This is a genomic window from Bradyrhizobium sp. MOS002, from assembly GCF_003020115.1.
GTDB lineage: Bacteria > Pseudomonadota > Alphaproteobacteria > Rhizobiales > Xanthobacteraceae > Bradyrhizobium.
In genome coordinates, this window is the sequence record NZ_PYFX01000043.1 from 1 (window position 1) to 11,878 (window position 11,878).

General features: G+C 59.7%; 15 protein-coding genes. 3 read left to right on the forward strand and 12 right to left on the reverse strand.

The window, feature by feature from the left end:
* The first annotated feature begins 362 nt into the window (after positions 1-362).
* On the forward strand, positions 363-911 hold the full coding sequence (locus C7G41_RS36265; RefSeq protein WP_106946998.1) for a recombinase family protein: 549 nt from the start codon (positions 363-365) through the stop codon (positions 909-911).
* Between the two features lie 153 nt (positions 912-1,064).
* Here the strand turns inward: C7G41_RS36265 and C7G41_RS36270 are convergent, their stop codons facing one another.
* From C7G41_RS36270 to C7G41_RS36300, 8 genes are all read right to left on the reverse strand, one after another.
* Positions 1,065-1,451 (reverse strand): hypothetical protein, encoded by a 387-nt coding sequence (locus C7G41_RS36270; RefSeq protein ID WP_146159887.1) that lies wholly within the window; start codon positions 1,449-1,451, stop codon positions 1,065-1,067.
* A gap of 677 nt (positions 1,452-2,128) precedes the next feature.
* Positions 2,129-2,743 (reverse strand): hypothetical protein, encoded by a 615-nt coding sequence (locus C7G41_RS36275; protein WP_106947000.1) that lies wholly within the window; start codon positions 2,741-2,743, stop codon positions 2,129-2,131.
* Complete coding sequence (locus tag C7G41_RS36280; RefSeq protein ID WP_106947001.1) at positions 2,730-2,927, reverse strand: hypothetical protein; 198 nt, start codon at positions 2,925-2,927, stop codon at positions 2,730-2,732. Before C7G41_RS36280 ends, C7G41_RS36275 begins: the two co-directional genes overlap by 14 nt.
* 243 nt (positions 2,928-3,170) lie before the next feature.
* Positions 3,171-5,243, reverse strand: coding sequence for a bifunctional DNA primase/polymerase (locus tag C7G41_RS36285; RefSeq protein WP_158268088.1), 2,073 nt, complete (start codon positions 5,241-5,243; stop codon positions 3,171-3,173).
* Positions 5,240-5,665 carry a hypothetical protein gene (locus C7G41_RS37560; RefSeq protein ID WP_158268089.1) on the reverse strand — a complete coding sequence of 142 codons (426 nt, stop codon included), beginning with the start codon at positions 5,663-5,665 and terminating at the stop codon, positions 5,240-5,242. The genes C7G41_RS36285 and C7G41_RS37560 overlap by 4 nt, the downstream gene beginning before the upstream one ends.
* Positions 5,666-5,759: 94 nt before the next feature.
* Positions 5,760-6,452: a hypothetical protein gene (locus C7G41_RS36290; protein ID WP_146159888.1), complete on the reverse strand. Its 693-nt coding sequence runs from the start codon at positions 6,450-6,452 to the stop codon at positions 5,760-5,762.
* Between the two features lie 68 nt (positions 6,453-6,520).
* Positions 6,521-7,255 carry a PD-(D/E)XK nuclease family protein gene (locus C7G41_RS36295; RefSeq protein ID WP_146159889.1) on the reverse strand — a complete coding sequence of 245 codons (735 nt, stop codon included), beginning with the start codon at positions 7,253-7,255 and terminating at the stop codon, positions 6,521-6,523.
* 14 nt (positions 7,256-7,269) lie between these two features.
* Positions 7,270-7,542 carry a hypothetical protein gene (locus C7G41_RS36300; protein ID WP_245446901.1) on the reverse strand — a complete coding sequence of 91 codons (273 nt, stop codon included), beginning with the start codon at positions 7,540-7,542 and terminating at the stop codon, positions 7,270-7,272.
* 395 nt (positions 7,543-7,937) lie between these two features.
* On the opposite strand from C7G41_RS36300, the gene C7G41_RS36305 reads away from it, so the two are divergent.
* Complete coding sequence (locus tag C7G41_RS36305; RefSeq protein WP_146159890.1) at positions 7,938-8,297, forward strand: AlpA family transcriptional regulator; 360 nt, start codon at positions 7,938-7,940, stop codon at positions 8,295-8,297.
* 255 nt (positions 8,298-8,552) lie between these two features.
* Here the strand turns inward: C7G41_RS36305 and C7G41_RS36310 are convergent, their stop codons facing one another.
* From C7G41_RS36310 to C7G41_RS37200, 4 genes are all read right to left on the reverse strand, one after another.
* Positions 8,553-8,885, reverse strand: coding sequence for a hypothetical protein (locus C7G41_RS36310; RefSeq protein WP_106947006.1), 333 nt, complete (start codon positions 8,883-8,885; stop codon positions 8,553-8,555).
* A 252-nt stretch (positions 8,886-9,137) separates the two neighbouring features.
* Entirely contained in the window at positions 9,138-9,404 is a 267-nt protein-coding gene (locus C7G41_RS36315) for a hypothetical protein (protein ID WP_106947007.1), read from the reverse strand.
* Positions 9,405-9,640: 236 nt separating this feature from the next.
* Positions 9,641-10,306, reverse strand: a complete 666-nt coding sequence (locus C7G41_RS36320; RefSeq protein WP_106947008.1) for an SOS response-associated peptidase — start codon at positions 10,304-10,306, stop codon at positions 9,641-9,643.
* Between the two features lie 552 nt (positions 10,307-10,858).
* Entirely contained in the window at positions 10,859-11,236 is a 378-nt protein-coding gene (locus C7G41_RS37200) for a hypothetical protein (protein WP_146159891.1), read from the reverse strand.
* Positions 11,237-11,502: 266 nt separating this feature from the next.
* Between C7G41_RS37200 and C7G41_RS36325 the strand changes: the two genes are divergently transcribed.
* The coding region (locus C7G41_RS36325; protein ID WP_199198791.1) for a hypothetical protein at positions 11,503-11,878 on the forward strand (376 nt) is incomplete at its 3' end.

Below are 11,878 nucleotides of genomic sequence, written 5' to 3' on the forward strand. Positions count from 1 at the left end.
CGGTCCAGGCGATCCCGGAGACTGATCGCGAGCCTGCGTTGGGTGGGCGTCACGATCGCTAATAAATTCAAAGTACGAAAATTTTGGCGGGAAGGTATGCGACCGCCGTCTCCTGTGCATTTGGGGGGCGCCAGGGGGCGGGTCGGCGGTTCTGTGGTCTTATGTCGAGTCAGGAGTTACAAGGCGAAACAAGCATGAGGCGCCTACGTGATGACTACACGAAGTGATCAGCAGCTGCTGCGTGACACGGTCTACGATCGTCACCAACTTTCAAAAACTCTACTTTCTGGAAGATCGAAATTACCCTTGCTTTGTCGCGCTTTTTAGATTCCAAAAGTGTCTCTTTCAAAATGGGGACAGAAATGAAAATTGGATATGCGCGAGTGAGCTCGGGTACGCAGGATCACGGTGCGCAGATCGAGGCCCTGAAGGCCGTCGGATGCGAACGCATTTTCAGTGAGAAAGTTTCTGGCACATCGATTAACGGGCGGCCAGAGTTCGCCAGGCTGATGAAGATCATCACACAAGGCGACGTGCTGGTCGTCTCGAAACTGGATCGCTTGGCACGGTCAAGCCGCGATTTGCAAAACATTCTGCATGAGCTCCAGGAGATAGGGTGCGGCTTTGTTTCGCTCGGCGAGAGCTGGTGCGACACCACGACCGATGTGGGTCGGCTGGTCATGACGATCATGGGCGGCATTGCCGAATTCGAGCGCAGCCTGATCCGCAAGCGGTGTGAAGAAGGTATTCAGCGGGCACGGCGTAAAGGCACGAAGTTCGGTCGGCCCACTGCTCTTGATCACGGTCAGCGCCGAAGACTGGCTGAGCGGTACGCTGCCGGCGAAACGATGGCGGAGTTGGCCCGCGAGTATGAGTGCGGCGAAACCACAATCTGGCGGGCGCTCCAATAAGACCTCTTGGAGTGATAGCCTCTCCGCGCCCCTGCGACGGTCAAGGAGCGCCTGTTTCTTCACTGGTCTTGGGGACTCGAAGCCACCAAGAGCGCATCAGCGGCCCGCGTGGAGTCGTAGCGAGCCATTCCGGCGGTGATCACCCCGAGGCGATTAGTCCACGACGCCAGCAGCGATCAACCGCCGGTATAGTTCATTGTAGACCTCGCCCCGCTCTCGCGGCGGCGCCTCACGGTCTGCTAGCACCTGCAGGACGTTTTTCACGAACCTTCGCGCCGCACTGGCTTCTTGCGGGTTAAGCGCGTCGAGCCACGCTTCAACGGCGATCCATTCAATGCCGCACGCCTCGATTTCGTAAATTCCCCGGCGATCCAGCTCACTAATCCACTGGTTTGTTGCTATTTTTGCCCTCAATTGCGTTCGGGCGCGTCCAATCCGATCGGTTCTGTCTCGGCTGTGCTTCACCGCAGCAGCTTGCCAAAGCTTTGGCCGAACTACCGGTACAAATCGCCCACGTTCATCCCTGATGATCGACGGCATGGGTTTGCCTCCATCCGACTGCGCAATCGCGCAAGTTTCACATTCAAATCGCCCTCACTGATCAGGCCGCGCGACATTCGCGCCCAAATCCACCTAATCGCGTCGGAGAAGGCTGGTAAGTCACGGTCGAGGAGATCGAGCTGGAAGCCTTGCCTTGCTGCCCATGCTTGGCAAGATGCTTCGTCAGAGGGGACCAGCATGATCGTCTTGCCCGGCTCGCGCGGATCGCGGCGCCAGACAACGCAGAGCCGGTTCCGTTCTGCCCGCATCTCTGCGCGTTGGATGCGGTCCAGGTCTCCAGAAAGGCGTGCGGCTACAAGTCGTGACCGCTTGGCCGCAGCGTTGTGGCGAAAGCAGGTTTGTTGGTTCTGCATTCGTGCTGCTCTACACGGCTGACCCAGCCGAGTTAGCGCGGCGCAACGTGGCATCTCGCGGTTCGGCCCATTACAGCACCGCGCGCGGCCGATCATGAAGTTCTGGCGCTGCGTCTCAGATTGAAATCCGCGAACGCGGCCGCTCTTTGGGTCTCGCCCGCCTCGGCGTACGTGCATGACAATCTTCTCACGGCGGTTATCGGCCCAATTATAGCATGATGCCGCCGCATGCGGACGGTCAATCGTTGAGACGCGAGGCTTCGTCTTGTACGCCCGCAGCGGCCGTGCGGGTCCAAGCTGTCACTACGCCCGTGCAATGCCAACGTCTTCCAGCGGATCGTTGAGGCTTGCACCGTCGCGGATGGCATCGAGCGGATCGTAAATGCTTGTGCTGACTTTGGTGACCTCGGCACCGGGGAAGATAAGTTTTGCCTTGGCGATGTCGGGGTACATGGACAGGAGGCGAGCGATTTCGTCGAGCGTGTAGACGGCCATAGCGCGTCCCTCGGTGATGACAGCGCGAGCATCGTCCCTGCCAGGAACGATGGCAGCGACAGTGCCATCTGCGAGCGCCACCTCCCACACCAGCGGAGAAAGGGCCGCCTTGCCTGCCGCCCTCGCGGCCTTATCGAGCGCTAGCCACGCAGTGATCATGCGCTTGGCTTCGCGGCGAACGGCATCGAGGTCGCCGTGCCAGATGGCGGTGTTGAAGAAGTACCGTTGCCTGTCGAATTTCTCTCGCATTTCCGGCGAGGCCAGCAGGCGCAATCGTCCGGCTCCCCACCGCGCTTCCATCTGGGCCGCCGTCAGGTCCGCCTCATCGATATAGGCGCGGCCGGCGAGGTAGGAGCCATGTGTACGCGACCACGAGGTCGGGTCGCCCAGAGGGCGGGTATCAGTCTCCTTAATCTTGCCCATGACAATTTGCTTTCCTTTTCTGCTGATGAACTCGGCGGATCTTCCTGTCGAGCAGATCAATCCGCCGCGTCAGGCTCGCCCGCCGCTGTTTTGGGTGCGGGTCGCTCGACCTGTTGAATGTTCCCATGATCTCCCTCATCATGGCCTTCCGCTTGGCCTTTAAGGTCTCAACCTCGTCTGTCATCCGGCCCCTCCAAACAGTCAAAATTCGGCGACGCTAACGCTACGCTAACGCTCCGAACGAACGCTCCTCCACCGGTGTGGAGCGTTCGTCGGCGAGCCATTCAGGCGTGAACGATTGTATTTCAAGGGGTTGTCTCCAGTTCGATCGCATCGTTCAGACCATCGTTCAGCCCGAACGAACGGCGTGTTTTCCAACCCCTCCTCGTTCAGAGGATCGTTCAGGCCCACAGCGTGTACGAAGCCGTCAATCATCGTCGTCCTTCCAGCCAATCTCCCGTTTGCCCTTCGGTGTGATCCGGTACTTGCTGCCACGGCGCTCCAGCAGCTTCTCCTCAATCAGACGACCGCACATGGCGTGCACCTTGGATTTTTGCGGCTGGCCGGTCGCGCCAACGAACCCACACATCGTGGCAAGGTTTGCAATCGAGCTGTTCCGGTTGGCGGCAATGGCGCGCATGAGCATGTTTTCTTGGCTCTCCTGCTTGCCCTCATCTATTTGCAACTTGAATTCCGAGACTGGCTTCGCAACGACGGAAGGCATTAACCGCCCCTCTGCGTCGATCACTCTGGTGCTGTCGGCCACTTCGAGCTCGAACGTCATGGGCTCGAATTCAGGCCCGCGGAACTTCCCCTGCCAGTGCAGGGTCGTCTGTCGCTCGGCCGTCGTCCAAAGCGTCAGATTGCCGTCGACTTCATTCAGGAAGGCGCTGCCGCCCATCGGCAGCAGGTTGTCGCGGGAGGCGTTCTTGACCGGATGACAGTTGACCAGCACTGCGGGCTTGCCGGGCAGGAAGGTTAGTTGCCGCAGTAGCCGGGCATACGCGCCCTGCTGAGAATTGCTGTTGCTTTCATCGCCCGGGAAGTAGGCCGCTGCTGTGTCCACAATGACCAGAACCAGATCGCTGATCGTTTCCGCTTCAGCTCTGATCTCCGGCATTTTGGCGGCAATGTCGATCACTCCAGCCACAAACCGCATCTTGAGGTCTTCGGCCTTGAAACCATAGGCATCGGCCAGGACCAGGAACCGCGCTCTGATGTCGTCAGGATTTTCGCCGGCAAGTAAGAGCACCGTTCCCGCCTTGACCGCTCTGCCATGCATGGGAAGGTCACGGGCGATCGATTGCGCGATGTACAAGGCGACGGCCGTCTTGCCGTGCCCGGTTCGCGCAGTGAGCGCGTAAAGATAGCCACGCTGCACGACGCCATCGACCAAGTAGGCAGGTGGTGAGAAACCCGCCACGAACTGCTCCGCATTCAGCAGCAGCGGCAGCGGTTGGCCAGTCTTGGGATCGATCCTGGGTTCTTCCAACGGCGACTGATCGGAGTTTGGGTTCGGCTTGGCCGCCTCCTCCACCATCTTGGTGCTGCCCCATTTCGCCATTTCCCGGCGCCACTTCTCCCAGAATGCGGCCCGTCCCCGGCCCTCGCGCTCCAGCAGTGCCGTCTTGTCGACTCCCTCAAGCCGGCTTTTGACCTTACGCTCGTAGATCTGATAGGCGGCTTCGGCACGCGTCTCCCATTCGGTCTCCGCAGGCTTGATCGGACATTCCCGATAACATTCCAACACGGCGCGCCAGACCACGTCGCGCATCTCCTCTTCGCGACCGTCGACGCGATTGCCGAAGGCATCATAGTCGCCGCCGGGAGACCCTGTATGCTCACGGCGACCATGCCCCTGGTCGCCGCCATGCTGCGCGACCAGCGACTCCAAAGCAGCCAGTAGCCATTCCGGTGCGATGGCGATCTCGATCTCGTAGGGCGCGCACCCGGGCGCCCACGCGTATCGCCGCCCGCTCTCGTGCACGGAGGACGGCAGCACTGCAAACCCGCCTTGCCCACGGATATCCACGCCTATCGGCGTCCTGTTGGTCGGGACGCGCCACTCGGGCGGGGCCCGAAACAGGATTTGGCGACCACCGCCCCCGGTCTGCTGACGCCAGGTTTCGGGCTCGATGCCGCTGTTGTGCACGGCGAGAATACCGCGCCACCACTCACCAGCAGCGGGACCCTTCTGATCGTCCAAATCGATCACGAAGGCATTGCCACTGGCTTGGCCGGTCAGGATCCCCATGTTGTCGCGAGCCGAGTGTTCGCCAGCAACTCCATACCAGCGCGCAAAGACTACATCCGGGACGAGAGTTTCTTGGAATTCCGTCCACTCCGACAGCTTGGGACGCTTCCATGAGGTCCCTCTCGCCACCTCCGACGGTGAATAGCACGGGATCACCTGCAGACCGCGTGCGCGATACATGGCGGCCCATTCCGCCGGACCGGCGAAGTCAGGATCGAAATCTTCGATCGATGCCGTGCTAATCATTTCCGTGCCGTCGAGCGTTGCGCCTTGCGAAGGATTTTTTCTACGATCACGTGCTGCTTGGTGCTCAGTTCGTAGTCCCGCGAGTAGCGCGCGGAGACATCGACGGCGAACTGGAATTCCCATTCGGTCAAAATGACTTCGTACCGGTCCGGGTTATCGGCAATTTGAGCCAGTCGCTTGAGCATGGTATCTGGTACCGGCCTGGCGCGCAGATCATCGTTCGGCGGCTCAGGTCCAGGGCTCTGCCGAGGGTGTAGGCGCTGCTCCTGTCCACGGGCGCCGTAGATCAACTCGACGATGGTCAGACCGTGCTTCTCTGCCATCGCCGAAATCACGCGCGCTGCGTTCGCGCGCTCGCCGTCAAATGACGAGCCCAGCATGCCCAAAAGTTTTTCAAGTCGGGCATTTTCGGGTATGTCCAAGACGCACCTCGAATGCAGCAGGTCCTCGAAGGCTCAAGCGTGACGTGGTGCGGGGTCAGGTCGGTTGCCGCCAACCTGACCCCCACGGTTTCAGTCAACCGAAATCCGCGTCCATCCCTTCCTCCTGCGGCGGAGGCTCGGCGCGGGTCGAGCCGGTGGACGGCGGAGTGGGACCCTGAGGCGGCGGCTGCGGTGCGGGTGAATTGGGTGACGTGCCCTTGGGCACGAACGTCAAATCGCCACGAGAGGCCCAGCTAACGATGCGCAACGTCGGCTGAAAGTTGGTGCTGCTCTTCGCGCCGCTGCCCGTCTTGATGGGCGTGACCTTCTCAAGCTCGACGACCGGAAGCTTGCCGGGATTGGCAGGTTTCTTCTGCAAGTAATCCAGATAGAGCGCCTCGATGCCGGACAGGAATGCCTTGCTGGTGCCAGCAAGCTCCCGGACAAGGGGAGACCCGCCGGCGCAGTCCTTCGAAAGCTTCAACATCAAGCGAATGCCGTTCTTGTGCTTCGCACTCGGCTTGTCGGGAAGTTCCTTTCCGATCGGCACCAGCTTAAAGTCCGGCGGGGAGCCGGGAAGGAAATCGAACCACCCCGTTTCGACGTTCTCGAGGTCGAGAATCGCCTTGAAGTTGGCAGTGATATCGACCGGCTTGCTTTCAAAGCCGTTGCCGGTATCGACGCGGTCCAGTCGATAGAAGCGGCCAGCGCGGGCGTCATACTTCACGATCGGCAAAAAGTCGCCGCCAGTAGATGGCGCTGTAGAAAAGCCGAACACATTGCTCATGTGACTCTACTCCTGTCTTGCTGCTTCGATCAGGCTCGAAGCCCGCCAATCCCGATCGCTGCGGGAACTCAGATATGCCAGTGCTCGTAGGCGAGTTGCCTCGCCGGCCCGCCCCAATAGAAGCTTTCCAAATCGGGGGCAGTGATGCTCTTGAAGAATTCAGGGTCATCCGAGAGCGCGAGCAAATTCTCGATCCTCACCGCAATCTGGCGCAACGCCTCGCGATGCTCGCAAATGTTTTCGAGTTCGTAGGTCTCGCACTTCTTTGGCGTGACGTAGGTGAGCCGCGCGGCCATGTTGTCGGACGCTGCATAGAATGAGGCCTGCCTGGCGTGCGAGAATTTGATCTGCGATGGCATCTTTTCCGTTGTTTTGAGATCGATGATCACACCATGCTGCGCCCACTCGAAGTCAAAATAGCCAATGATGGGCAGACGCAGACCTTTCGGCTGCCATTGAACAAGGCCTTGCGTGCGCGATGGCACGCCATAGCGGCGCAGTTCGTCGAGCGCCAACCTCACCATTTCCTCGATAGTGTCGCGATACTTCTCGCGGCGGGTATCGGGCGACAGCGCCATGAGCGTGTCGTATGCGACCATCGCGACCTTGACGCACTCGGACACCGGTGCATCAAGTTTCATGAGGCCATGCATGACGCCATTTTCGACCGCAACACCGCGGTGCGCCGGCGCACCAATCGGCTGTCGCAAACCAAGCAATTTCTCCAACACCCACATCGGCGTGCTAGCGCAAAAAAGGTTGAGAGAGTGCGGCGAGTGATGGTCGTAATCGTTTGCGCTCATGTTCGCCCCACTCTTTATGCAGAAGGGCGCGATGCGGTGTGCTGAGCCCTGCGCCCCGCCATTTCGCGCTCGCGACGCCAAGCTGCCGCGGCCTCAACGCTGATCAGGGTGCGCGCACCGACCTTCATCCTCACCGGCCCGGAGGCCGCCCGCTGCATGCGGAAATAAGTATCAACGCTGATGCTGTGTGCCTCGCAAAACTGCTTGATCGAGTAAGCCTTCGGTTCGATCGGCAGTGACTTAAGATCGACGCGAGGGTTGCGGCCGACTTTCCCGCACTTGATCATCACTTTGCTCCGTAGTGCCGTTATATAGCTGGAGCATGCGCAAACTTGGCGCTCTGCGCAAAGCGAGTGAACATTCACCTTAGGTGCGCAAATCCGATGGATAGAGCGAAAAAGCCAGCGTTGTCCTCGGTACCTCCCTTGAACTAAAAGTTAGCTTGAGCAGCCCCTTCAACAAAACTTGATCAGGTCCGTCAATTCGCCAGTGATCTGCGGGCCAGCTTCAGCGACCGCGTAACGCGCACGTCGGGATAGAATCGATTTTCGAGAGAGGGATCTCGAGCCGCTTCATAGTATCGTGCAATGCCTCCGATCTTTCCCGCTTCCGATTGCCAGGATGAGACGATAGCGAGATCGGGACATCGTTGGATTAAGCTTTTGCTTCAAGTGGCGGGATCTTGAAGCTTTACTTCAATCTGGAAGCAGTCACCAAACGTCTGCTACAACAGCGGAGTTGTCGCAACATCGAGCGCGACCGTGTTGTTTCGAGAACGGGACAGAAAGGCGCCGCAATGCCCGAGAACTCCGCGCAGCGTCGTGGACGTATTATCAACGAGAAAGAAGTTTTGGAAATCATTCGACTTAGCCGCACAACTCTTTACCGGCTGGTGAAGGCCGGAAAATTTCCGCAGCCCACATACATCAGTGAGAACCGGAAGACCTGGCGGGATCACGATGTCTACTCGTGGTGGGAAACGGTCGATGCCCGCAATCCCAATCGCGGGCGCGGCAAAGGGCGTCGCCCTCGAAATGTCTAGCGTCCGACGCGCAGGCTAGAAAGGAATGCCGACAAGATCCAAACAGCCTCGAAGCCTCTGAAGACATCGCCCTTCGATCCGACGGGGTTTGCTGACCGCACATCATCGGCAAAAAACGCGCGGTCTCGCCGTAACTGCACCTCGGATTTCTAGCAGCATTCTTCTCGACAAGTCACGGTGGCGCGGTCCCCGCAGAAACTACGCCCTCCGAAGGACCCCCAGGGGGCCAAGCCGCGCAATCGGGCGTCGCTCGGATCAATAGGCGCAGATATAGTTGCCGTACACATCGTAGCAACTGCGGCGATACGCAGCAGCGCCAACGGCAGCCGCGCCTACCGCTGCCGCTCCGACACCATAGCCGCGGTAGCCGTAGCCGCGATAGGCCCCACCACGATAGGCGTAGCGCCCGCCGCGCACTGCCACGGCTCCCCCGCCCCGCGGCCCTCGAACCGCGACCGCACCGCCGCGATAGCCGCCGCCACCCCGATAGGCGCCACCGCCGCGAGCGCGAGCATCGGCGTCGTCGGGAGTGAAGGTGACTAGCAGCATGGCTGCAGCAGCCGATGCGATGAGAATTCGACGCAACATTGGGCGTACTCCTTCATTCAGACTGGAAGCCGCGGAATCTCAGTATCCCGCTGACCGCGGTCCTGTCCGAATCCTCGGGCGCGGGAGCTACGCGCCCTTGACTTGGATCAACCCTCCACGTTCATCTACGTGAACGGAACTGCGCATGACGCTCCGTCGTGAGAAGCCGGCAATCGTTACGCGTGTTGGCCCGGCTCGCTGCCAGCAGGCGCTTTATCTCTGGGTTCGACTCTACTTCGCTTTTCGATCGTCTTAAGGCACCGCCTCGAATGCTTCCGGTGCCGTTTCAAACGTAGGAACTCCAAGATCGAACATCTGGCGGAGGTCAACCGCAAACTGACGCACGCTTGTCGTCGCGATGAAGCCCAAGGTGATCATCTGTCTCGAATTTGAAAGCTGGGTCGACCCAACCCAAGCCGGCGGCTTCCAGAACCCGCGAGCGAATTTGTAAAGATTTGCATGGATCTTCCGGCCGTCTGGATCGCGCTGCGGAATAATCTCGGCAACGGATGTGCGCATGCCTGCGCCTCTCGCCGCTGTTTCCGCATTCGGTTCATCAATTGGAATTATCACCCACAGGTGACCATCACTCCCGATGTCCGGAGCCTAATTGGGTTGATCCATAGCTTGCGGGAATTGGGTCTGTAACCATCCCCAATCTCGTAGGTCACTGGCTGAAGCCTGTCGTTGCTTACTGAATAGTTGTTCAACCGTCGTCGTCATTTTGAAGCGCCGCCAAAACCACGTAGACATGATCATGCTGCCGCTGTCCGATCCTCTTTATCGGTCCCGCGCATGACGATCTTGAGCGCGTCATCCGGCAGTGGTCGCTGCAACACCTTTGCTTCGTCCCACGGCGCACGCATCCACACGTCGCGCTCTTCGTCGGTGGTCAGGATCACCGGCATCGCCTTTGGATGGATCGGCTCGACCACCGCGTTGGGCGATGTCGTCAGGAAGCCGTAGACCTGATGCGGCCCCTGCACCGGCTTGGACTTAGTGCCGCGATCACCGTTGAACATGGTCCAGATGCCAGCGAAGGCGGTCAGCGGCCGCTCATCGTTGAGTGCGAACCAGACGACGTCCTTTTTCTTGGTGTCTGGGTTCGGCTCCGGCGCGTATTCTGCGAAGCTGTTGAAGGGCACCAAACAGCGGTTCTCCGGCTTGAGCCAGCGGCGCCAATGCGGCGACGTCGTGTTGCGGATGTTGGTGACCGGCGGCCCGCCTGTGCGAAGCGGCGGCGGCATACCCCAGCGCATCATGGCCAGCTCGCGCCCGGTCTCGGTGTTGCGGATCACCGGAGCCGGATAATCCGGAAACACGCCCGGCATTGGTGCGAGGTTGCCGACATAGCGGTTGACGACGCGGAAGAGCGCCGCGATGGCGGCTTGGTTGGTGGTGATCGAGTAAAGGTTGCACATTGGCGGGCCGCGTTACTCCTTGCGCAGATTTTTCCAAGGCGTGCGTGACACCGGCCCCATGAAATACCCGTCCCGCATACAAGAAGCACCCGCAGCTTCGCACTTACCATCGATGTTAGGCTTGCCGGCCCCGGCTTTCTTACAATTCGCAGTCGCCTGCGTGCAGGTGGTTGCGCTTGCCGATGTGACGAAAACGGTCATGAGGACAGAAAAGACTATCAGTATTCGCACGGCATAATTCTCCGGCGCCGAGCCGCAAGGTCGTATACACCGCCGATCCTACTGGCATTGCCCTCAGCCGCAAGGGCTGCTGTCACGCAAGCAAACGAACGCAAATGGCGGGCTACCGCTCGCCCGGCCACCACGTCGAGGGCGGGTCGCTGGCTGAAATCTTGTAAGGTCAGCGTGCGACCAGATGACTGAGCTTGTAGGGATAGCCGCGAAGTTCGGAGCACTGGCGGCAGCCGATTGTAGCGTTCGACTTCCTGGACCGGCCTTGTCGGTCACCGCACCTGACTTGGGACGGTGCCGAGCGCGGCGATGCGCTAAGCTTCAGGCCGCAGCGGGCCTCCGTCGTTGAGCTTTGTGATCTAACAGTCGAACGACATTGGTCGGAAGGTCGGTCGTTTCGCAAACAACCGGCTCCGGCAGCGCGACTGGCGTGAGCGCCGGTTCGGCCAACGGCGCTTCAATCGAGATGAGAAATTCACGGCCTTTCGCCGTGATCTGCCATCCGCTGGGCTCTCGTAGCACGTAGCCGCTGGTGAAAATGTCCAATTCCGGCGCACGTGCAGCGAGCCGCTTCATTCTTTGAGACCATTCGGCCCCGCTACAAGTCAGGACCGCGAGATACTGCTTCAGATCTGCAAGCGATGCATGGCCCTGAGGGTGGCCCGCCAAAACTTTCAAAACTGTGATCTGAATACTCACGCGAACCCCGCCGCAACAGGAACGCAACCAACTGTGTCGGTGAGGCTATTACCGGGATGAATTCGGGTCCACCTCACGTAAGTGCAAAATGGTAAGGCGTCGCTGATTCCAGCCATTCGTGCTAAATTTACAACAGGGGCGCACGGGCTCCCGTTCGTTGGTTAAGCGGCGGCTCATCCTGTTCGTCTGCCAGCTAGGTGAGGCCTCGGCAATGTCGGTGCGCAACTCGCGCAGTATGGCTCGGCGCAATCACTGGGAGGTATCATATGAGACAACCCGCCATTGCTAGCTCGACGCCGGCAGCGCTCTTGCGGCGGGCCACTGCCTGGTGGCTCACACAGGTGAAGCATGCGCTTCCGCCGACAATCTTCTTCTTCGTCGGCTTCAACCTGATCCTGTACACTAAACGCCTGATCCTGCAGGAGCACGGCATTGAGTTCAGCGGCTTCTTCACCTCGCTGGTAGCGGCGTTGCTAGTCGGAAAAGCCGTTTTGGTAACCGACAACATGCGTTTCATGCGTCGCTTCGACGGCGCGCCAATGCTCCAGCCTATCCTGTTCAAGAGCGCTATCTACTGGCTATGCGTCCTGATTGTGCGGCTGGCAGAGGAACTCGTCCATTTCGTCGCCGCAGGCGGCGCTA